The organism is Marinactinospora thermotolerans DSM 45154, assembly GCF_900167435.1.
GTDB classification, from domain to species: Bacteria; Actinomycetota; Actinomycetes; order Streptosporangiales; family Streptosporangiaceae; genus Marinactinospora; species Marinactinospora thermotolerans.
Map to the genome: position 1 here is coordinate 15,507 of NZ_FUWS01000007.1, position 22,096 is coordinate 37,602.

18 protein-coding genes are annotated in these 22,096 nt (G+C 72.6%); 10 read left to right on the top strand and 8 right to left on the bottom strand.

What is annotated here, in order from left to right:
- Positions 1-5 precede the first annotated feature (5 nt).
- The 8 genes from B5D66_RS13575 to B5D66_RS13610 form a co-directional block, all read right to left on the bottom strand.
- Positions 6-2,399, bottom strand: coding sequence for a phosphoketolase family protein (locus B5D66_RS13575; protein WP_078762098.1), 2,394 nt, complete (start codon positions 2,397-2,399; stop codon positions 6-8).
- Between the two features lie 149 nt (positions 2,400-2,548).
- Entirely contained in the window at positions 2,549-4,021 is a 1,473-nt protein-coding gene (locus B5D66_RS13580) for a xylulokinase (RefSeq protein WP_078762099.1), read from the bottom strand.
- A gap of 74 nt (positions 4,022-4,095) precedes the next feature.
- The gene (locus B5D66_RS13585) at positions 4,096-4,707 is read right to left on the bottom strand and encodes a TetR/AcrR family transcriptional regulator (RefSeq protein WP_078762100.1); all 612 of its coding nucleotides are present in this window, start codon (positions 4,705-4,707) and stop codon (positions 4,096-4,098) included.
- Between the two features lie 112 nt (positions 4,708-4,819).
- Positions 4,820-5,977 carry an acyl-CoA dehydrogenase family protein gene (locus tag B5D66_RS13590; protein WP_144390117.1) on the bottom strand — a complete coding sequence of 386 codons (1,158 nt, stop codon included), beginning with the start codon at positions 5,975-5,977 and terminating at the stop codon, positions 4,820-4,822.
- A gap of 14 nt (positions 5,978-5,991) precedes the next feature.
- The gene (locus B5D66_RS13595; RefSeq protein ID WP_078762102.1) at positions 5,992-7,968 is read right to left on the bottom strand and encodes an acetyl/propionyl/methylcrotonyl-CoA carboxylase subunit alpha; all 1,977 of its coding nucleotides are present in this window, start codon (positions 7,966-7,968) and stop codon (positions 5,992-5,994) included.
- A 7-nt stretch (positions 7,969-7,975) separates the two neighbouring features.
- Positions 7,976-9,574 carry an acyl-CoA carboxylase subunit beta gene (locus B5D66_RS13600; protein WP_078762103.1) on the bottom strand — a complete coding sequence of 533 codons (1,599 nt, stop codon included), beginning with the start codon at positions 9,572-9,574 and terminating at the stop codon, positions 7,976-7,978.
- On the bottom strand, positions 9,571-11,289 hold the full coding sequence (locus tag B5D66_RS13605) for an acyclic terpene utilization AtuA family protein (RefSeq protein ID WP_078762104.1): 1,719 nt from the start codon (positions 11,287-11,289) through the stop codon (positions 9,571-9,573). Before B5D66_RS13605 ends, B5D66_RS13600 begins: the two co-directional genes overlap by 4 nt.
- A 109-nt stretch (positions 11,290-11,398) precedes the next feature.
- Positions 11,399-11,884 (bottom strand): Lrp/AsnC family transcriptional regulator, encoded by a 486-nt coding sequence (locus B5D66_RS13610; RefSeq protein WP_078762105.1) that lies wholly within the window; start codon positions 11,882-11,884, stop codon positions 11,399-11,401.
- Positions 11,885-12,082: 198 nt separating this feature from the next.
- Between B5D66_RS13610 and B5D66_RS13615 the strand changes: the two genes are divergently transcribed.
- The 10 genes from B5D66_RS13615 (at position 12,083) to B5D66_RS13660 (ending at position 22,047) form a co-directional block, all read left to right on the top strand.
- The gene (locus tag B5D66_RS13615) at positions 12,083-12,442 is read left to right on the top strand and encodes a hypothetical protein (RefSeq protein WP_078762106.1); all 360 of its coding nucleotides are present in this window, start codon (positions 12,083-12,085) and stop codon (positions 12,440-12,442) included.
- A 246-nt stretch (positions 12,443-12,688) separates the two neighbouring features.
- Positions 12,689-13,726, top strand: a complete 1,038-nt coding sequence (locus B5D66_RS13620) for a thiamine pyrophosphate-dependent dehydrogenase E1 component subunit alpha (RefSeq protein WP_078762107.1) — start codon at positions 12,689-12,691, stop codon at positions 13,724-13,726.
- Entirely contained in the window at positions 13,723-14,739 is a 1,017-nt protein-coding gene (locus B5D66_RS13625) for an alpha-ketoacid dehydrogenase subunit beta (RefSeq protein ID WP_394330054.1), read from the top strand. The genes B5D66_RS13620 and B5D66_RS13625 overlap by 4 nt, the downstream gene beginning before the upstream one ends.
- Before the next feature lie 3 nt (positions 14,740-14,742).
- Positions 14,743-15,063 carry a biotin/lipoyl-containing protein gene (locus B5D66_RS13630; RefSeq protein ID WP_078762108.1) on the top strand — a complete coding sequence of 107 codons (321 nt, stop codon included), beginning with the start codon at positions 14,743-14,745 and terminating at the stop codon, positions 15,061-15,063.
- Positions 15,064-15,139: 76 nt separating this feature from the next.
- Positions 15,140-15,907 carry an alpha/beta fold hydrolase gene (locus B5D66_RS13635; RefSeq protein ID WP_235000983.1) on the top strand — a complete coding sequence of 256 codons (768 nt, stop codon included), beginning with the start codon at positions 15,140-15,142 and terminating at the stop codon, positions 15,905-15,907.
- Between the two features lie 256 nt (positions 15,908-16,163).
- Positions 16,164-17,228, top strand: coding sequence for a BMP family lipoprotein (locus B5D66_RS13640; RefSeq protein ID WP_078762110.1), 1,065 nt, complete (start codon positions 16,164-16,166; stop codon positions 17,226-17,228).
- A gap of 145 nt (positions 17,229-17,373) precedes the next feature.
- On the top strand, positions 17,374-18,951 hold the full coding sequence (locus B5D66_RS13645; protein WP_078762111.1) for an ABC transporter ATP-binding protein: 1,578 nt from the start codon (positions 17,374-17,376) through the stop codon (positions 18,949-18,951).
- The gene (locus B5D66_RS13650; RefSeq protein ID WP_078762112.1) at positions 18,948-20,372 is read left to right on the top strand and encodes an ABC transporter permease; all 1,425 of its coding nucleotides are present in this window, start codon (positions 18,948-18,950) and stop codon (positions 20,370-20,372) included. The genes B5D66_RS13645 and B5D66_RS13650 overlap by 4 nt, the downstream gene beginning before the upstream one ends.
- Entirely contained in the window at positions 20,369-21,625 is a 1,257-nt protein-coding gene (locus B5D66_RS13655) for an ABC transporter permease (RefSeq protein ID WP_078762113.1), read from the top strand. The genes B5D66_RS13650 and B5D66_RS13655 overlap by 4 nt, the downstream gene beginning before the upstream one ends.
- On the top strand, positions 21,601-22,047 hold the full coding sequence (locus B5D66_RS13660) for a cytidine deaminase (protein WP_078762114.1): 447 nt from the start codon (positions 21,601-21,603) through the stop codon (positions 22,045-22,047). Before B5D66_RS13655 ends, B5D66_RS13660 begins: the two co-directional genes overlap by 25 nt.
- Positions 22,048-22,096 lie beyond the last annotated feature (49 nt).

The window sequence follows — 22,096 nt, forward strand, 5'->3', positions numbered from 1 at the left end:
GCCCCTCACCCCCGGTGCGGCCACGTCCAGTCCCGGATGTCGGGGGCGTCCTCGCCGTGCTCCCGCGTGTGGGCCCGGCAGCGCCGCCTCTCCTCCTCCATGTGCCGGCGCAGGTCGGCGGCCCTGTCCGCCAGTCCCGGCACCCGGTCGATCACGTCCATGACCAGGTGGAAACGGTCGAGGTCGTTCATCATGACCATGTCGAACGGCGTGGTCGTGGTCCCCTCCTCCTTGTAACCGCGCACGTGCAGGTTGGCGTGGCCGGCGCGGCGGTAGGCCAGGCGGTGGATCAGCGCGGGATAGCCGTGGAAGGCGAAGACGACCGGCCGGTCGACGGTGAACAGGGCGTCGTAGTCCCGGTCGGACAGGCCGTGCGGGTGCTCCGAGTCCGGTTGCAGGCGCATCAGGTCGACCACGTTGACCAGGCGGACCCGCAGGTCCGGCAGGTGCCGGCGGAGCAGGTCGGCGGCTGCCAGCGCCTCCAGGGTCGGCACGTCCCCGGCGCAGGCCAGCACGACGTCGGGGTGCCCGCCCTCGTCGCTGCTCGCCCAGTCGAGGACGCCCAGGCCGCGTGCGCAGTGCTCGATCGCCGCGTCCATCGGCAGCAGGTTGAGGCTGGGCTGTTTGCCCGAGACGATGACGTTCACGTAGTCCCGGGAGCGCAGGCAGTGGTCGGCCATCGACAGCAGCGTGTTGGCGTCCGGCGGCAGGTACACCCGGACCACCTCGGCCTTCTTGTTGACGACGTGGTCGAGGAAGCCGGGGTCCTGGTGGCTGAACCCGTTGTGGTCCTGACGCCAGACGTGCGAGCTGAGCAGGTAGTTCAGGGACGCGACCGGCTTGCGCCAAGGCAGCGTCCGCGCCACCTTCAGCCATTTGGCGTGCTGGTTGAACATCGAGTCGACGATGTGGACGAACGCCTCGTAGGAGTTGAGCAGCCCGTGCCGGCCGGTCAGCAGGTAGCCCTCCAGCCATCCCTGGCACAGGTGTTCGCTGAGAACCTCCATGACCCGCCCGTCGGGGGCGAGCCCACGGTCGGTGGGCAGGGTCGCCGCCTCCCAGGTGCGGCCGGTCGCGTCGAACATCGCGTCCAACCGGTTGGAGGCGGTTTCGTCGGGGCCCATGACGCGGAAGGTCCGCGGATTGGCCGTGATCACGTCCCGGAGGAACCCTCCGAGCACCCGGGTCGGTTCGGCCGTGTCGGCGCCGGGCGCGGGCACGTCGACCGCGTAGTCGCGGAAGTCCGGGAGGGCGAGGTCGGTGAGCAACCGCCCCCCGTTGGCGTGCGGACTGGCGCTGATCCGCCGGTCGCCCCGCGGCACCTGGGCGACGACCTCGGGGCGCGGACGGCCGTCGTCGTCGAACAGCTCCTCGGGACGGTAGCCGCGCAACCACTCCTCCAGCTGCCGCAGGTGGTCGGCGTTCTCCCGCACCCCCGGCAGCGGCACCTGGTGGGAGCGCCACGTTCCCGCCACGGGTTCGCCGTCGACCTCGGCCGGGCCGGTCCACCCCTTGGGCGAGCGCAGCACGATCATCGGCCACCGGAAGGGGCCGGTGACGCCCTCCTCTCGCGCACGGGTCCGGATCGCGTCGATCTCGTCCAAGGCGGTGTCCAACGTCGCCGCCATCTGCCGGTGCATGGTCTCGGGGTCGTCGCCGGAGACGAGGTAGGGACGGTGTCCGTGTCCCTCCAGCAGCGCCACCAGGTCGGACTCGGGGATACGGGCGAGCACGGTGGGACCGGCGATCTTGTACCCGTTCAGGTGCAGGATCGGCAGCACCGCGCCGTCGCGGACCGGGTCGAGGAAGCGGGTCGACGACCAGCTCCCCGCGAGCGGGCCGGTCTCGGCCTCCCCGTCGCCGACGACCGCCGCGACCACCAGGGACGGGTTGTCGAAGGCAGCGCCGTAGGCGTGGGAGAGCGCGTAGCCGAGTTCGCCCCCCTCGTGGATCGAGCCGGGGGTCTCGGGGGCGGCGTGGCTGGGCACCCCGCCCGGGAAGGAGAACTGCCGGAACAGCCGGCGCATGCCCTCGGCGTCGCGGGACACCCGCGGGTAGATCTCGCTGTAGGTGCCGTCGAGCCAGGCCGTGGCCACCGCGGCGGGGCCGCCGTGGCCGGGACCGACGATCCACATCATCTCGGTGCCCCGGCGTCTGACCTGGCGCGACAGGTGGGCGTAGACGAAGTTGAGTCCCGGGGTGGTCCCCCAGTGACCCAACAGCCGCGGCTTGATGTGCTCCGGCGCGAGCGGTTCGCGTAGCAACGGGTTGTCGAGCAGGTAGATCTGCCCCGCAGAGAGGTAGTTCGCGGCCCGCCAGTACAGGTCGACCTGGCGGAGCTCACCGGGGTCCAACGGGGTCCCCGCTATCTCGGTGGATCGGGTGCTCGGGTCCGGCATGCCTCCCCTTTCGCGGCTGGGCGCGCCCGGCCGCGTTCCCGCCCCGGCTCCCCTGAGGGGCGGGGCGCCGGGAGGGCCGGGCGGCTGTTCACCGCTCCGCTACCACGGCGGGGCCGGCCTATGCGCGTGGCGGGCGGCTCCGGAGGGGGTCAGCCGGCGACCGCCGGGGCGGCCAGACCGGTCATCACCGGGCTCAGCCGGGGGTAGAGCTCGCGGTGGAGCGCGTAGGCGCGTTCGTAGTCCACCGCCGTTTCGGGATCGGGAGCGAACACGGTCCGCGGTTCCTCCTCGGTGAGCTCGGGTGTGTCCGTTCCCAAGACGCCCGACGCATACCGGTGGGCGCCGCGCAGGCCGGTGTCGGCGTCCTCGACGCGTTGCACCTCAACGCCCAGCGCGTTGGCCAGCAGCGAGCACCAGACGTCCGACCGGCTCGCGCCACCGCACACCGGCAACGGCCCGGCCGCGGCGGTCCCCACGACGGCCTCCCGCAACGTCCGGTACACGAACGCCACCCCCTCCAGTACGGCGACGGCGAGCTGGGCGCCGGTGGTGGAACCGGTCATCCCGACGAACGCGCCGCGCGCGAAGGGGTCGGCGTGGGGGGCGCGCTCCCCGTCGAGGTAGGGCAGGGCGATCAGCCCGTGGGTCGCGGCCCCGACACCGCGCAGGGCCTCGTCGAAGGCGGCGTGGCCGGGATCGCCCAACAGCGCGCGCCGCGCCCAGTCGGCGGCGGATCCGGCGTTGAGCGTGGGGGCGATGAGCAGTTCCGTCTCGCCCTCGGCCGCGAGGCGGACCGTTCCGGGGACCTTGGGGGCCCGTCCCACCACCGCGGCGAGCCAGCCGCTGGTGCCGAGGTAGGCGTAGTCGGCGCCGGACCGTCCCCCGGTGATGCCGAGGGTGGTGGTCAGCGCGTCGCCGGGCGCATGCACGACGGGCAGCCCCGCGGACAGCCCCAGCTCCCGGGCCGGGCCCGGGGCCAACGGCCGGGGGCGGTCGGTTCCCGGACCGCCGATGAGCTCGGGCAGCAGGTCGGCGCGTACGCCCGCGGCGCGCAGCGGTTCCTCCCACCACCCCCGGGCCCGCGCGTCGAACAGGCCGGTCGTGGACGCGGTCGTCGCATCGCACAGGGCGTGGCCCGTCGCCCGCCACACGACGTAGGAGTGCGCCCCGAGCAGGACGTGGCGGGCGCGTTCGTGGACCTCGGGCTCGTTCAGGAGGAGCCAGCGCAGCTTGGCGGCGAGGTTGGCGCTGTCCTGGGCGTTGCGGGTGACGCGCTCCCAGTCGGCGCCGAGCCGCGCCCGCAGCCCCTCGTGTTCGGCGACGGCGCGGTGGTCGGTGTAGAGGATCGCCGGACGCAACGGGCCGTCGTCGTCCACCGCGACGAGATCCTGCATCTGGCCGGTGACCACGAGGGCGCCGAGGTCGTGGGCCGGCGGGACGGTCGCGCGCAACGCGCGGACCACGGCGTCCCACCAGTGGCGCGGGTCCTGTTCGACCCACCCCGGCCGGGGACGGTCGGTGGGGTGGGTCTCGACGGCGCGGGCGCGCACCCGCCCGGCGGAGTCGACCAGGGCGGCCTTGACCGCAGCCGTTCCCACGTCGACGACCGCAACGTCCACCATGGCCGTCCCTTCTCGTGAATCCCCGTCGATCCTAGTGCGGCGGGATCGCGGGAACGGGGCCGGGGCCGACCGTCTCAGCGCACCGCGGCCAGCTCCCGCTCCAGCGCGCGGGCCCAGCGCTGGACGATGCGCCGGCGGCGGGCGCGGTCGTCGGCGAGGAGACCGGCCAGGCCGAGGCCGCGCGCCAGGTCGAGGGTGGCCTGGACGATCTCGCGCACCCCGGAGGCCGACTCGTCCACGCCGAGCAGGTCCAGGGCGAGCCGGTGGGACTCGCGGCCGACGTGCTCCTCCAAGGGGAGGACGTCGGCGCGCAACCGCGCGTCGTTGGCCGCCGCCGCCCACAGTTGGAGGGCGGCGGCGAACTCCGGACCGACGTAGGAGTCCACCAGCAGTTCCACGACCGCCTCGGTACGGGCCGGTCCCTGGGGCAGGTCGGCGGCGCGGCGGCGCAGTTCCAGGCTGCGGGCCTCGCTGACGTAGCGCACGGCCGCGGTGAACAGGGCCTCGCGCGTCGGGAAGTGGTGCTGCGCGGCCCCGCGGGAGACCCCTGCGCGCTCGGCCACCGCGGCGACCGTGCTGCCCGACCAGCCGACCTCGGCCAGGCAGCGCACCGCCGCCGCCAGCAGCCGTCGCCGCGTCGCGCGGCTGCGTTCCTGCCGCGGTTCCCGCGCCGTCGCCGTGTCCACGTCGTGTCCTTCCCCGCAGTCCTGTGGGCGTCCGATGGGGCGCCCGCACCATGACGCTACCGGCGCGCGCCCCCTTCCCGCCCACCTCGCGGCTCCCCGGCGCGGGAGGGGGTCAGTAGGACTTGGGCAGTCCCAGGGAGTGCTGGGCGACGAAGTTGAGGATCATCTCGCGGCTGACCGGGGCGATCCGGCCCAGCCGGGACGCCGCGATCGCCGCCCCCAGACCGTACTCGCTGGCCAGGCCGTTGCCGCCGAGCGTCTGGACGGCCTGGTCGACCGCGCGCGCCGACACCTCGCCCGCCGCGTACTTGGCCATGTTGGCGGCCTCGCCCGCCGCCGCGTCGTCGCCCGCGTCGTAGAGGGCCGCCGCCTTCTGCGTCATCAACCGGGCCAGCTCCAGCTCGATCTTGACCTGGGCGAGCGGATGCGCCAGCCCCTGGTGGGCGCCGATGGGGGTTCCCCACACCTGGCGTTCGCGGGCGTAGCCGACCGCGCGTTCGAGCGCGTGCCGGGCCGAACCCGCGGCCAGGGACGCCGCCATGATGCGTTCGGGGTTGAGCCCGGCGAACAACTGGAGCAGGCCGCTGTCGGGGTCGCCGACCAGCGCGTCCCCGGGCAGCCGCACCCCGTCCAGGAACAGCGCGAACTGGTGGTCCGGGCTGACCAGGTCCATCTCGATCCGGCGCGCCTCGAAACCGGGGGCGTCGGTGGGGACGAGGAACAGCGCCGGCTTGAGCCGGCCGGTCCGCGCGTCCTCGGTACGGCCGACGACGAGGACCGCGTCGGCGACGTCCACGCCGGAGATGAACGTTTTGCGTCCGTCGAGCAGCCAGTCCGACCCGTCGCGGCGGGCGGTGGTGGTGATCCGGTGGGAGTTGGACCCGGCGTCGGGCTCGGTGATGGCGAAGGCCAGGATGCTCTCGCCGGAGGCGATCCCCGGCAGCCAGCGCCGCTGCTGCTCGGGCGTGCCGAAACGGGCGATCACGGTGCCGCAGATGGCCGGGGACACCACCATCATCAGGGTCGGACATCCTCCGGCGCTCAGTTCCTCCAGCACGGCGGCGAGGTCGCCGATCCCCCCGCCGCCCCCGCCGTGCTCCTCGGGCAGGTTGACGCCCAGGTAGCCGAGTTCGCCCGCCTTGGTCCACAGTTCCGACAGGTACTCTCCCGCCTGGGCCTTCGACCGGTAGTAGGTGGGACCGTAGCCGGCGACGAGTCCGGCGACCGCCGAGCGCAACGCCAGGCGCTCCTCGGATTCGGTGAAGTCCATCGGCAACGCTCCATTCACTCGGTGGGTTCGGAAGCCTCGTCCGGCCCGTCGGGGGAGACGACGGCCAGGACGGTGCCCTTGCCGACCTGGGTGCCGGGCGCGACGGGCAGCCGGGTGACGGTCCCGGCCGCGGGCGCGGTGACGCGGTGCTCCATCTTCATGGCCTCCAACCACAGCAGCACCCGGCCGGCCTCGACACGTTCCCCCTCCCGCACCTCGACCCTGCGCACGGTGCCGGGCATCGGGGCGACCAGGTTCGCGGGGTCGATCTCGTCCGCCGGGTCGGGGAAGCGGTCCAGCGGCGTCAGCTCGACCGCGCCCAGGGCCGAGTCGACGCAGATCAGACCGGGGTGGCGGGTGACGGTGAAGGGGTGGCGCAGGCCGTCGACCTCCAAGACGACCCGGTCGGGGTCGACCGCCACGACGACGACCCCGTCGGCGGAGGGCCCCGAGCGCGTGGACCGGTAGACGGCCTCCACCTCCGCGCCACGGGTGGCGTAGCGGGCGCGGCGCGGCTGTGAGGGGAGGTTGCGCCAGCCCGCGGGGACCGCCCCGAGCACCGCCGCCCGCGCGCGTCGGGCGGCGGACTCGGCCAGGGCGGCGGCCAGCGCCGCCAGGCGCACGGTCCCGGGACCGGCCTGCGGCGCGGTGAGCCCGTCGGCCGCGTGCTCCTCCAGGAAGCGGGTGTGCACCTCCCCCTGGAGGAAGGCGGGATGGCGCAGTACCCGCACGAGCAGGTCACGGTTGGTCACCGGTCCGTGCAGGCGGGCACGGGCGAGCGCGCCGGCGAGCCTGCGCAGGGCGTCCTCGCGTTCGGGCGCCCACGCGACGACCTTGGCCAGCATCGCGTCGTAGTGGGCGCCGACCTCCGAGCCGTCCTCGACCCCGCTGTCCACCCGGATGCCGGCCCGGTCCGGCGACCGGAAGACCGCGTCGGTGCCGGGCACCTCGAATCGCAGCACCGTACCGGTGCCCGGCGCCCAGTCGCGGGCCGGATCCTCGGCGTAGAGCCGGGCCTCGACCGCGTGCCCGTCGGGGGCCGGGGGGCGCCCCTCCAGGGGCCGTCCCTCGGCGATCCGGATCTGCCGTTCCACCAGGTCCAGCCCTGTGACGCACTCGGTGACCGGGTGTTCCACCTGGAGCCGGGTGTTCATCTCCAGGAACGCGAAACCGCCGTCGGGGGCGACCAGGAACTCCACGGTCCCCGCGCCGACGTAGTCGATCCGTTCGGCGGCGCGGATCGCGGCCTCGTGCAGCGAGCGGCGGAGCGCCGCGCTGATCCCGGGGGCCGGGGTCTCCTCCACCAGCTTCTGGTGCCGGCGCTGGACCGAGCAGTCCCGTTCCCCCAGGGCCCACACCGTGCCGTGGGCGTCGGCGAGGACCTGGACCTCGATGTGGCGCCCCGACTCGACGTAGCGTTCGCAGAACACCAGCGGGTCGCCGAAGGCCGCCGCAGCCTCCGAACGCGCCGACTCCACCGCGGCGGGCAGGTCGGCGAGGGAGCGCACCACCCGCATACCGCGGCCACCGCCCCCCGCCGACGCCTTGACCAGGACGGGCAGATCGGCCTCTGTGACCGCCGCGGGGTCCAGCTCGGCCAGGACCGGGACACCGGCCTCGGCCATCAGCCGTTTGGCCTCGACCTTGGAGCCCATCAGTTCGATGGCGCGCGGTCGGGGCCCGACCCAGGTCAGACCGGCCCCGATGACCTCACGCGCGAATCCGGCGTTCTCCGAGAGGAACCCGTAACCGGGGTGGACCGCGTCGGCGCCGGCGGTCTTCGCCGCGGCGACGAGGAGGTCGCCGCGCAGGTAGGTGTCCGCGGGCGCGGCGCCGGGCAGGCGCACGGCGGCGTCGGCCTCGCGCACGTGGGGCGCGTGGGCGTCGGGGTCGGAGTGGACCGCGACGGTGGCGACGCCCAGGTCGCGGCAGGTGCGCAGGATCCGGCGGGCGATCTCGCCCCGGTTGGCGACGAGCAGGGTGGTGATCACTGGGGCCTCACATCCGGAAGACGCCGAAGCCCTCCGCGCCGCGCACCGGCGCGGTGTGGATGGCGGACAGGCACATGCCGAGGACGGTGCGGGTGTCGCGGGGGTCGATGACGCCGTCGTCGTAGAGCCGGCCCGACAGGAAGATCGGCAGCGACTCCGCCTCGATCTGCTCCTCGACCAGCGCGCGCATGGCCGCGTCCCCCTCCTCGTCGTAGGGTCGGCCCTTGGCCTGGGCCGAGGCCCGGGCGACGATCGACAGGACGCCGGCGAGCTGACGGGGTCCCATCACGGCGGACTTGGCGCTGGGCCAGGCGAAGAGGAAACGGGGATCGTAGGCGCGCCCGCACATCCCGTAGTGCCCGGCGCCGTAGGAGGCCCCCATCAGCACGGACAGGTGGGGGACGGTGCTGTTGGCGACGGCGTTGATCATCATCGCGCCGTGTTTGATGATGCCGCCCTGCTCGTACTCGCGGCCGACCATGTAGCCGGTCGTGTTGTGCAGGAACACCAGGGGCGTGGCGGAGCGGTTGGCGAGCTGGATGAACTGGGCGGCCTTCTGCGACTCCGCGCTGAACAGGACCCCCTGGGCGTTGGCGAGGATCCCGACGGGATAGCCGTGCAACCGCGCCCATCCGGTGACGAGACTGGGCCCGTAGGCCGGTTTGAACTCGTCGAAGTCGGACCCGTCGACGACCCGGGCGATCACCTCGCGCGGGTCGAAGGGCACCTTCAGGTCGGTGGGGACGATCCCGAGCAGTTCTTCGGGGTCGTAGCGGGGTTCCACCGGCGGGGCGAGGGGCGCGGGGCCGGCCTTGCGGTGGTTGAGGCGGGCGATGACGCGTCGCCCGATCCTGATGGCGTCGACCTCGTCGTCGGCCAGGTAGTCGGCGAGTCCGGAGACGTGGGCGTGCATCCGGGCCCCGCCCAGCGACTCGTCGTCGCTGTCCTCACCGGTGGCCATCCGTACCAGCGGCGGGCCGCCGAGGAAGACCTTGGAGCGCTCCCGGATCATCACGACGTGGTCGCTCATGCCCGGCACGTAGGCTCCGCCGGCCGTGGAGTTGCCGAAGACGAGCGCGACCGTGGGGATGCCGGCCGCGGAGAAGCGGGTGAGGTCGCGGAAGACGCGGCCTCCGGGGATGAAGATCTCCTTCTGGCTGGGCAGGTCCGCGCCACCGGACTCGACCAGGTTGATCAGGGGGAGCCGGTTCTCCCAGGCGATGTCGGCGGCGCGGAAGGTCTTCTTCAGGGTCCAGGGGTTGCTGGCGCCCCCGCGCACGGTCGGGTCGTTGGCGACGATCATACATTCGACGCCCTCGACGACCCCGATGCCGGTGACGACGCTGCCGCCCACCGTGTACTCGCTGCCCCATCCCGCCAGGGGGGACAGTTCCAGGAACGGCGCGTCCTCGTCGAGCAGGAGCTCGACACGTTCGCGGGCGAGCAGCTTGCCGCGTCGGCGGTGACGTTCGACGTATTTCGGACCGCCACCGTCGAGCGCCTTGGCGTGCTCGGCGTCGAGTTCGGCGAGCTTGGCGAGCATCGCGTCGCGGTTGGCGGCGTACTCCGCCGAGGAGGTCTCCAGTGTGGAGCGCAGGAGGGTCACGGCACCATCACCTCCGGGATCTCGACGCGGCGGCCGCGCAACCACTCGGCAAGCCCCTTGGCCTGGGGGTCGGGGCGGGGGTTGACGCCCGCGCCGGGGGCGAGCAGGCCCTCGACCACGAAGTTGACCGCGCGCAGGTTGGGCAGCACGTGGCGGGTGACCGGCAGGCGCGCGGTCTCGGGGAGCAGCCGGCCGAACTCCCGGACGGTGAGCCTGTGCACCAGCCAGCTCCAGGCCGCGTCGTCAGCGGCCCACACCCCGACGTTGGCGTCGTGCCCCTTGTCGCCGCTGCGCGCGCCGAACAGCAGCCCCAGCGGGACGCTCCGCGTGGGGCCCGCGGGTGGCGGGGGCGGTGGGGCGGGGGCGGGAAGTTCGGCGAGGGGGCGTGTGACGGAGGCGGGGGCGATGTCGAGGCGCGTTCCGTCGGGGAGGACCGCCACGTGCGGGACCAGGTCGGCGGGGACGGAGGCCACGTGGATCGACAGGCCGTCGGGGCGGGCGTCGCCCGGCGGCGAGGTGGCGTGGAAGCCCGGGCAGGTGGCCAGGGCGAGCTCGACGGCGGTGGCGCTGAAGGCGCGTCCCACCTTGCGCGGGTCGGTGTCGCGGGCCACGATCCGCAGGTGGCGGCCGGCGCCCTGCTGGGTCTCGGCGTCGGGGTCGCCGTGTCCGGTGAGCCGGAACGACAGGTGGGCCGGTTCGCGCCCGGCCAGCGCCGAGCGCAGCTGCGTCTCGACGAGGGCGGCCTTGGCCTCGACGTCGAGGCCGGTGAGGACCACGGTCATCTCGTTGGCGAACCCCGTCATGCCGTTGCACACGACCTTGAGTCCGGGGGGCGGGGCCTCACCGCGGACCCCGCTGATCCGCACCCGATCGGGTCCCTGTTGCTCCAGCCGGACGGTGTCCAGGCGGGCGGTGACGTCGGGGCCGGGGTATCGGGGGCCCGCGATCTCGTAGACCAGTTGGGCGGTGACCGTGCCGACGGTGACGGCTCCGCCGGTCCCGGGGTGTTTGGTGATGACCGAGGAGCCGTCGGGCAGGATCTCCGCGATCGGGAACCCGGGACGGGTGAGGTCGTGGCCGTCCCGTTGGAGGTCGGCGAAGAAGGGGTAGTTGCCGCCGGTGGCCTGTGTCCCGCACTCGATGACGTGTCCGGCGACGACGGCGCCGGCCAGCGCATCGTGTTCCTGCGGTCCCCATCCGAAGTGCGCGGCGGCCGGTCCGACGACGAGGGAGGCGTCGGTGACCCGTCCGGTGACGACGATGTCGGCACCCTCCCGCAGGCACGCGGCGATCCCCCACGCGCCGAGGTAGGCGTTGGCGGCGATGGGCGCGCCGAGGCCGAGTTCGCCCGCGCGGGCCACCAGGTCGTCACCCTCGACGTGGGCGACGCGCGCCGGCACGCCCAGTTCGGCCGCGAGCGCGCGGACCCGTTCGGCGAGTCCGGCCGGGTTGAGACCGCCGGCGTTGGTCACGATCCGGACCCCGCGTTCCAGCGCGCCGCCCAGGCACTCCTCCAGCTGACGCAGGAAGGTGCGGGCGTAGCCGCGTGCGGGGTCCTTGAGCCGGTCCCTGCCCAGGATGAGCATGGTCAGTTCGGCGAGGTAGTCGCCAGTGAGGACGTCCAGCTCGCCGCCGTCCAGCATTTCCCGCATGGCGGCGAACCGGTCTCCGTAGAACCCGGAGGCGTTGCCGACCCGTAGTGGTCTCACGCTCATGGCAGAGAGGGTGTCAGCCGTCACACGAAAAAACAAGCGCGAGTGATTGTTTTTTGCCGCGCGCTCCCCGTCCACGACAGGCGCCGGGACGGGGAAGGGGCGGAGGTGGTCAGCCCACGGGGCGCACGACCGGCCGGTGCACGACCTCGTCGATGACGGTGAGGGTCTGGGTGGCGGTCACGCCGGGAAGCGCCTGCAGGCGGGTCAGGATGAGGTCGCGGAGCTGGTTGGTGTCGGCGACGCGGACGAGCAGCACGATGTCCGCCGATCCGACGACGTACCAGCAGTACTCGACCTCGGGGTAGGAGGACAGGACCTCGCGGTTGGCGCGCCAGTCGGGCTGGCTGCCCGAGATCAGCACCAGCGCGGTGACCCCCAGCCCCATCTTGGCGTGATCGGTGACGACGGAGTAGCCGCGGATGACCCCGTCGTCGGTGAGGCGCCTGATGCGGTTGTAGGCGGTGGCCCGGGAGACGTTGGCCAGTGCGGCGACCTCGGTGATGCCGGTCCGCGCGTCATCGGCCAGCGCGCCGATGATCGTACGGTCGACGGCATCCGGGAGCCGCCCGGCCCGCCCCTGTTCTCCACCGACCATGCGCCCGCTCCCCACTCAAGACAACAAGGTACGAAATACCAGCAAAAGGACAACAGCGTCCATGCCATTCTCAATTATCGAGACGAAACGTCGTTTTTTCCGGGTTTTTCAGTAGCGGCCCAGAGGACCACCGGGGCCCACCCCCGTACTATGAGGACAACGGCCGCAACCGCCGCCGCGCGAAAGGGGGCGCTGACCGTGCCCGTCTCCACCACGGTGCGCGAGCGCGCACGCGCCCTCCTGCCCGAGGGCGCCGAGATCCGCTACATCTTCCCAGCCTCGCACAACGACACGACGTTCTTCGTGGTGATCGTCACCGACTCCAGCGTGACGGTGCTGGCCAACAGGCTGTGGAGCCGCAACCACCCCAAGGGGGTCTGGCACGTCTTCCCCCGGAACGTGCGCATCGGCCCCATCGACCCCGGTCCTCCCCCGTCGTTCGAGCTGGGCGGTCAACGGTTCGAGATCGACGATGAGTACGTCCCGGTGGTCAACGCGGCCGACGCCGAGGTGACCGGGCAGGACGCGCTGCCTCCCGACCCCTTCGGGGGGCTGTGAGCCACGTCCCGGCAGGTGTTCGCCGCGGAGATGCGGGTGACGATTCCCCGCGTTTGGCATCGTGTCCTATTCGGCCCGTTCTCCACCCCTCGTTTCTGGACTGAAGCGCACGAAAAAGGGGTTTTCATCTACATTCGTTGCTATTTTTCGCCATGATCTGGCGCGGGCGTTCACCTCCTGCCCACAATCAGGGCTGGACGATGAGATCCGTCCTCTCCTGTCACCGTTCGGAGGGAGCCGCCCCCCATGTCCGCGCCCCGACCAGCGGATCCACACCCCGAGACGACCGGCACCGCCTCCCCCGCCCTCCTGCGGGACTTCTACCGCACCATGCTCACCGCCCGGCTGCTCGACGAGGAGGCCGTCGCCCTGCAACGCCAGGGCGTCTTCCCCGCCTACGTCTCGCTGCGCGGCCAGGAGGCCGCCCAGGTCGGCAGCGCCGCGGCGCTGGACCGCGACCACGACTTCGCCTTCCCCACCTACCGGGAGATGGCCGTCGCCCTGGCGCTGGACGTGGACATGGTCGGTTACCTGGCCAGCCACCGCGCGCTGTGGCACGGCGGGCTCTATGACCCGATGCGCTCGCGCTTCGCCCCGATCAACGCCGTCGTGGGCGGCCCGGTGCCGCACGCGGTGGGCTGGGCGCTGGGCGAACGCCTGCGCGGCGACCCCGGCTGCGCGATCGCCTACTTCGGGGACGGCGCCAGCTCCGAGGGTGACGTCCACGAGGCCATGAACTTCGCCGCCGTCTTCGCCGCCCCCGTCGTCTTCTTCTGCCAGAACAACCAGTGGGCGCTCTCGGTACCCAACGACCGACAGGTCGCCGGCGGGTCGATCGCCGCGCGCGCCGCCGGTTACGGCATGCCTGGTGTCACCGTCGACGGCAACGACGTGGTCGCCGTGCACGCGGCCGTGCGCGAGGCACTGGAACGGGCCCGCTCCGGCGCCGGTCCCTCGGTGATCGAGGCGCGCACCTACCGCCTGGGGCCGCACTCCACCTCCGACGATCCCGGCCGCTACCGCGACCCCGACGAGGAACGGCGATGGCGCGAACGCGACCCGATCGCGCGCCTGCGCGCCGTCCTTGAGCGCGACGGCCACGCCGACACCGCCTTCTTCGAGGAGGCCGAACGCGAGGCGGGCGAACAGGCCATCCGGATCCGCGACGGCGTCAGCAGCGCCCCGCCCCCCGGTGGCGAGGAGATGTTCACCCACGTCTACCGCGAACCCACCGAGGCACTGCGCGCCCAGCAGCGCGCCTGGCGTGAGGAGGCAGAGCTGTGACCGAACTGTCGATCGCGGAGGAACCCGTGCCCGCACCGGCCCGGGGCCCCTCGATGCAACAGGCCATCAACCTCGCCCTGGAGAAGGTCCTGGAGGAGGACCCCACCACGCTGGTGTTCGGGGAGGACGTCGGCCGGCTGGGCGGCGTCTTCCGGGTCACCGACGGCCTGCAACGCCGGTTCGGCGCGGAGCGGGTGTTCGACACCCCCCTGGCCGAGTCCGGCATCGTCGGGCTGGCGGTGGGGCTGGCGATGAACGGCTGGCGGCCCATCCCCGAGCTGCAGTTCGACGGGTTCGCCTATCCGGCGCTGGACCAGATCGTCAACCAGATGGCCCGCATGCACTACCGCAGCCGCGGCACCGCGCCGATGCCCATCACCCTGCGGCTGCCCAGTTTCGGGGGCATCCAGGCGCCCGAACACCACGGCGAGAGCCTGGAGGCGCTGTTCGCCCACGTCCCCGGCCTGAAGGTGTGCGCCCCCTCCGATCCCGCCGACGCCTACCGTCTGCTGCTGCAGTCCGTGCGCGCCGACGACCCGGTGATCTACATGGAGCCCAAGGCGCGCTACTGGGACCGCGGCCCGGCCGAGCTCGCCGAGCCCACCGAGCCCATCGGGAGCAGCCGGGTGGTCCGTCCCGGACGGCACGCGACGCTGGTCGCCTGGGGGGCGATGGTGCACCGGTGTCTCCAGGTCGCCGACCTGGCCGCCGAGGACGGCGTGGACCTGGAGGTGGTGGACCTGCGCTGGCTCAAGCCGATCGACGCCGACGGGCTGGCCGCCTCGGTGGCGCGGACCCGGCGCGCCGTCGTGGTGCACGAGGCCCCGTTGACCGCCGGGCTGGGCGCGGAGGTCGCCGCCCTCATCACCGAACGGACGTTCGGCGATCTCCTGGCGCCGGTGCAGCGCGTCACCGGGTTCGACGTGCCCTATCCGGCCGGCCCCCTGGAGCCGCAGTACCTGCCGACCCTCGACCGCGTCCTGCTCGCGGTCCAGCGCACCCTGGAGGCGTGACCCGTGGCCGAACAGACGTTCGCCCTGCCCGATCTCGGTGAGGGCCTGGTCGAGGCGACCGTGTTGGAGTGGCTGGTGCGCCCCGGCGAGCGTGTCGAGCGCAACCAGCCGCTGGTGGAGCTGGAGACCACGAAGTCCGCGGTGGAGATCCCCTCCCCGTGCAGCGGCACCGTCGTGCGGCTGCACGCCTCCGAGGAGGAGACCCTGCGGGTCGGCGCGGCCCTGGTGACCTTCGAGGTGGACTCCGCCGCCGGGATCGTGGGGACGGTGCCCGGCGGGGAACGCCCGACCCGCAGGGTGCGCCTGCGCCCTCCGGCCGAGTGAACCGGGGCCGCCGTGATCCGGGCGGCCGAAACCCCCTCTCCCCGACCCGACGCGGGCTTTGCCAGGCCACCACGAGATGAGCGCCGACATGTACCAGACGCTGCCCGGTCCCGTCCCACTGCGTTACGCGCGCCTCGGTCCTTCCCACGCCTCCCGTCCCCCCGTTGTACTGCTGCACGGCTTCGGGTCGGACTTCGAGTCCGGGTGGGTGCGGACCGGGTGGGTCCGCGCGTTGGAGGAGGCGGGCGGGGAGGTGGTCGGCCTGGACCTGCGCGGGCACGGCGGCAGCGCACGGCCCCACACTCCCGACGCCTATCTCCCGGAGGTGCTGGCCGGCGACGTGGCGCGGTTGCTCGACGCGCTCGGGGTGGGGCGGGCCGACGTGGTCGGGTACTCGATGGGGGCCCGGCTGGGGTGGGAGTTCGCGGCGCGTTTCCCCGGGCGGGCGCGTCGGGTGGTGCTCGGCGGGTTCGGTCCGTCGGACCCCTTCGCCGACGTGGACCCGGCCTCCCCCGGCTCGGGGGAGGCCCCCTTCGACCGGGTGTTCCGCGCCGCCGTGGCCGCGCCCGGCGCCGACCCTGTGGCCCTGACCGCCTGTGTGCGCGGGCAGATGTCCCGGCCCTTCTCCCCCGATCCCGCTCCCGTGGGGGTTCGCCTCCTCCTCGTCGCCGGGGAGCGCGACGCGCTGGCGGAGGGGATGGAGGCCCTGGCCGCGCCGGGCCGGGGTGACGCCGTGGTGCGGATACCGCGGCGCGACCACCTGACCGCGGTGTCGGCTCAGGCGTTCAAACGAGCGGTCCGGGATTTCCTCTCCGCGGAGAGCCCCTCTTTCCGGACATCCTGAATATCGCTTTCCCACTCAGGACCGGCCGTCTCTCCCCGGCCGGTCCTGTCGTTCCGCATTCATGTCGTCACCTGCGGGAAGGTGACGATGGGAACAGGGGAGAGTGGCCTTTGCAACGTCCGTTTCGCTCCGCTCTCGCCTTCATAACAACCTTTATGCGCTGATTGGTGACTTTTAGCGGACGGGATAGTGTCCGGCTGCACAACCCAGCGAGTTCGCACGTCGGCGAGCCGCTGCGGGCTCGGATGGAGGAAGCGTGAAGCGCAACATGATCGCCAGGACCGCCGCCGCCGCGGCGGCCGGCGCCCTGTGTCTGGCCATGACCGCCTGTGACAGCAGCGCCGGTGGCCAGGCCGAGGGCGGCGGCGAGGAGAACCAGAGCGGCGAGGCCCTCAAGGTTGGTCTCGCCTACGACGTCGGCGGGCGCGGGGACAAGTCGTTCAACGACTCGGCCTACCGCGGCCTCCAGCAGGTCCAGGAGGAACTCGACGTCACCGAGGTCCGCGACCTCGAACCGACGGAGGGCGAGGCCGACACCGACAAGGAGGAGCGGCTCAAGCTGATGGCGGAGGAGGGCTACAACGTCGTCATCGGCGTCGGCTTCGCCTACGCCGAGCCGATGAAGAAGGTCGCCCCGGAGTACCCCGACGTCCACTTCGCCATCGTCGACTCCGAGATCGAGGGCATCGACAACATCACCAGCCTGGTCTTCGCCGAGGAGGAGGCCTCCTTCCTCGCCGGCGCGGCGGCCGCCCTCAAGAGCGAGGCCGACCACATCGGCTTCATCGGCGGTGTCGAGACCCCGCTGATCCGCAAGTTCGAGGCCGGGTTCGTCGCCGGCGCCCAGGAGATCACCCCCGACATCGAGATCGAGCGGGCCTACCTGACCCAGCCGCCGGACATGAACGGCTTCCAGGACCCGGCCCGCGGCGAGTCCACCGCCGACGGCCAGTACGACGCCGGCGCCGACGTCATCTACCACGCCGCCGGCGCCTCCGGCAACGGCGTGCTCAACTCCGCGGTCGCCAACGACAAGCTGTTCATCGGCGTCGACAGCGACCAGTATCAGAACGCCGCCGACGACCAGAAGCCGCACGTGCTGACCTCCGCGCTCAAGGACGTCGACGTCGCGGTGTTCGAGTTCGTCAAGTCGGTGGCCGAGGGCAACGCCCAGTCCGGCATCCAGCGCTTCGACCTGGCCGGCGGCGGCGTCGACTACAGCACCTCCAACGAGGAGGAGATCGCCGACATCCAGGAGCAGCTCGACGAGCTCAAGCAGCAGATCATCGACGGCGAGATCGAGGTCCCGACCGAGCCGTGACCCGGCCGGTCGTCCACGCGGCCGGGCCGTCCGGGGAGCGTGCCCCGAGGCGTCCCGGCCCTCATCGCGTCGCGTTCCGTCGTTGACGCAGCCGCGCCGCGCCCACGAGGCGTGAGGCGGCCCTCAATCCACATCTAGGAGTCGGATGAGCAGCACGCAATCCGGCGGCGGGGCGGCACCTCCCGCCGTCGAGCTGCGCGGGATCACCAAGCGGTTTCCCGGAGTCGTGGCCAACCACGACATCAACATCACCGTCCGCCCCGGTAGCGTCCACGCGATCGTGGGCGAGAACGGCGCCGGCAAGTCGACACTGATGAAGACGCTGTACGGCATGCACCAGCCCGACGAGGGCACCGTCTCGGTGGACGGCCAGGTCGTACGGCTGCACTCGCCCTCCGACGCCATCGCGCATGGCATCGGCATGGTCCACCAGCACTTCATGCTCGCGGACAACCTCACGGTCCTGGAGAACGTCGTCTTGGGCGCCGAGCGCCTGCACGGCATCGGGGCCAGGGCGCGCGCACGCGTGCGGGAGCTGTCGGCCCAGTACGGGCTGCGCGTGGACCCCGACCGGCTCATGGAGGAACTCGGCGTCGGCGACCGTCAGCGCGTGGAGATCCTCAAGGTCCTCTACCGTGGCGCCCGCATCGTCATCCTCGACGAGCCCACCGCGGTCCTGGTCCCGCAGGAGGTCGACGAGCTCTTCGACAACCTGCGCGAGCTCAAGCGCGAGGGCCTGACCGTCATCTTCATCTCGCACAAGCTGGACGAGGTGCTCTCCGTCGCCGACACGATCACGGTGATCCGGCGCGGTACCACCGTCGCCACGGTGGACCCCTCGGGCACCACCGCCCGGGACCTGGCCTCGCTCATGGTCGGCGGGGAGCTGCCCGTTCCCGGGCTGCGCGAGTCCACGGTCACCGACGAGGTCGTGCTCGACCTGCGTGACCTGCGGGTCGAGGCCGCGGACGGCCGACCCGTGCTCCAGGACGTGTCCCTGCGGATCCGCCGCGGCGAGATCGTCGGCATCGCCGGGGTCGAGGGCAACGGCCAGTCGGAGCTGATCGAGACGATCATGGGGATGCGTCCCGCGGTCTCCGGCCGTGTCGAGCTCGGCGGCACCGACATCACCGGGTGGACGACCCGGGCGATCCGGGAGGCCGGCATCGGCTACGTCCCCGAGGACCGTCACCGCCACGGTGTCCTGCTGGAGTCGCCGCTGTGGGAGAACCGCGTCCTCGGCCACCAGACCCAGCCCCCCAACTCCAAGGGCCTCCTCATCGACCGGGCCGGCGCGCGCGCCGACACCGAGCGCATCGTCGCCGAGTACGACGTGCGCACGCCGGGGATCGACGTCCTCGCCGGCGCGCTGAGCGGCGGAAACCAGCAGAAGCTGATCGTCGGCCGGGAGATGAGCCACGACCCCAAGGTCCTGGTGGCCGCGCACCCCACGCGCGGCGTCGACGTCGGCGCCCAGGCCGCCATCTGGGGCCACCTGCGGGCCGCCCGCGCCAAGGGGCTGGCCGTGCTGCTGATCTCCGCCGACCTCGACGAGCTCATCGGCATGTCCGACACCTTGCACGTGATCCTGCGCGGCAGGCTGGTCGCCGAGGCCGACCCCGCCACGGTCACCCCCGAACAGCTCGGCTCGGCGATGACCGGCGCCGGCCTGAGCAGTGACGACGAGGAACCGGGCCCTCGGGAAGACGAGGCTGAGGCATGATCACGTCCACTCCCGCCGTCGCCGCCGCGGTCACCGGCGTGGTCGGCGTCGCCGTCACGGCCCTGCTGGACCTGGGGCTCATCGCGCCCGTCGCCCTGGCGATCGGTGTGGCCGTCGCCGCGGCCTGCGCGGCGCTGCTGGGGCCCCGGGGCTCCGGCGAGGCGGCCTCGCCGCTGCACCGCCGGCTCGTCCCCCTGGTCGCCGGCGCCCTCGCGATCCTCCTGGGCCTGCTCACCGCGGTCATCGCCGACCTGTGGCTGATCGAGCCGGTCGCCTACCCGCTGGGCGCGCTGGTCGGCTCCCTTCTCGGGTTCTGGCTGCACCGCCGGCTGGGCACGCTGCTGTCGTTGGCCATCTCGGCCGTCGCCATCGCCGGCGTGCTCGCCTTCGCCCTGACCGCGCTGGTCCTGCTGGTCACCGGCGTCGACCCGGTCTACACCTTCGGGCGGATGCTGTCCTACGGCAGCCAGCCCGACAGCATCGTCACCATCATCAACACCGCCACCACCTACTACCTGTCGGCGGTCGCGGTGGCGATCGGCTTCAAGATGAAGCTGTTCAACATCGGCGTGGACGGCCAGTACCGGCTGGCCGCGCTGCTCGCCGCGGCCGTCGGTGGCGCGTGGGTGCTGCCCCCCGGCCTGCACCAGTTCGTCATCATCCTGGTCGCGGTCGCCGTGGGCGGTTTCTGGGCGGGGATCGCGGGATACCTGAAGGTGACGCGCGGCGTCTCCGAGGTGATCTCCACGATCATGCTCAACTCGATCGCGACCGGCATCACCGCCTACCTGCTCAGCACCGACCGGCTGGCCATCGAGATCGGTACGAACAACGTCGGCACGCCCCCCATCCCCGAGTCCGGCTGGATCCCCGGGATCCCCGCCGGCTTCATGGGGGCCGACCGCGAGATCTTCGGACTGAGCCTGCTGGCGGTCGCGGTGGGGGTCGGCTACTGGCTGCTGCTCAACCGCACCAGGTTCGGTTTCGACCTGCGCGCCACCGGACAGTCGGCGACCGCGGCCCAGGCCAGCGGCGTCGACGTCAAGAAGATGGTGCTGATCTCGATGGTCATCTCCGGCATGGTGGCCGGGCTGGTCGGCATGCCGCAGCTGCTCGGGGACTCCCACTACTACGCGCTGGACTTCCCCACGGGCCTCGGCTTCACCGGGATCGCGATCGCGCTGCTGGGCCGCAACCACCCGGTGGGCATCGCCTTGGCCGCCCTGTTCTGGGGATTCTTGAACCACTCGGCGCAGATCCTCGACATCGATGGCATCCCCAAGGAGATCGCGGTGGTCACCCAGGCCACGATCGTGCTGACCGTCGTGGTGGTCTACGAGATCGTCCACCGCTGGGGCCGGCGCTACGAACAGCAGCAAGTCGGTAAGGAACTCGGCCGGGTGAAGGTGGCGACGTCATGAGCCAGACCCTGGAGGTGGCGACCCCACAGGTCGCGCCGCCGCGCGCCCGCAACCGCTGGCGCATCCTCAGCATCGTCTTCGCCGCGTTCGTGGCGCTGTCGGCGGTGCGCATGTTCACCGGCCAGCCCGTGCTGACCGGTAGCGGGACGATCCAGGCCACCCTCGCCTTCGCCGTGCCGATCGGCCTGGCCGGCCTGGGCGGCCTGTGGGCCGAGCGCGCCGGTGTCGTGAACATCGGCCTTGAGGGCATGATGGTGTTCGGCACCTGGTTCGGCGCCTTCGCCGCCTACACGACCGGCAACCCGTGGGCCGGCCTGGTCGCCGGTGTCCTGGGCGGCGTGTTCGGCGGGCTCATCCACGCGGTGGCGACCGTGACGTTCGGCGTGGACCACATCGTCTCCGGCGTCGCGATCAACATCCTGGCGGTCGGCGCGATGCGCTACCTGTCGATCCTGTACTTCCAGGACGCGCCGGGCGGTGGCGCGTCGCAGTCGCCGCCGTTGCCGGGTTTCCCCCGGGTCGGCCTGCCCTTCGTCGACAGCCTGCTCGGTCCGGTCGAGGAGCGGCAGTGGTTCCTCGTCTCCGACCTGGCCGGGCTCGTCATCGGCCTGACCACGGACATGTCGGTGGTGACCCTGCTGGCGATCCTGCTGGTCCCCGCGAGCTACTGGCTGCTGTGGCGGACCCCGTTCGGGTTGCGGCTGCGCTCGTGCGGGGAGAACCCCGACGCGGCGGAGTCGCTGGGGGTGCGCGTCAACGGCTACAAGTACGTCGCGGTACTGGTGTCCGGCGGCCTGGCCGGGCTGGGCGGGGTCTTCCTGGCGATGGTGGCCTCCTCCATCTACCAGGAGGGACAGACCGGGGGACGCGGCTACATCGGCCTGGCCGCGATGATCTTCGGCAACTGGCGGCCGGGCGGTCTGGCGATGGGCGCGGGGCTGTTCGGCTACACCGACGCGCTCCAGGTCCGCGGCTCCGGTGGCGCGGTGCACGCGCTGCTGGTGCTGATCGCGCTGGCCCTGGTGGCGGTGGCGGTGTGGCAGTGGCTGCGCGGGCGGCGGATCGTCGCCGGGGTCTCGCTCGGGTTCGCGGTCGTGTTGGGAGCCTGGTACCTGCTCACCGACACGCTGCCGCGCGAACTGGTCACCTACAGCCCGCACATCGCGACCCTGCTGGTGATGGCGCTGGCCACGCAACGCCTCCGACCACCCGCCGCGGCCGGACGGCCATGGCGGCGCGGAGGCGGATCGTGACCGGCGGGGCGGAGGTGGACTGGCCGCGGCTGCGCGCCGCGGCCACCGCGGCCATGCGACGCGCCTACGCGCCCTACTCGGGGTTTCCCGTGGGCGCCGCGGCCCTGGTCGACGATGGCCGGCTCGTATCCGGCTGCAACGTGGAGAACGCCTCCTACGGTGTGGGCCTGTGCGCCGAGTGCGGTCTGGTGTCGCAGCTACACGCCAGCGGCGGCGGCCGGCTCGTGGCGTTCACGTGCGTGGACGGCGCCGGCAACACGCTCATGCCGTGCGGCCGGTGCCGGCAGCTGCTGTGGGAGCACGGCGGCGCGCTGCTGTTGATCGACACGCCCAAGGGCGTGGTACCGATGAGCGAGGTGCTGCCGCAGGCGTTCGGCCCCGGCGACCTCGACCGACCCCTTCAGGCACCACCGTCCCGTTGAGCCCGGGCCGGCCCCTCGGGGCCGGCCCGCGGTCGTCCGGGGGTTACAG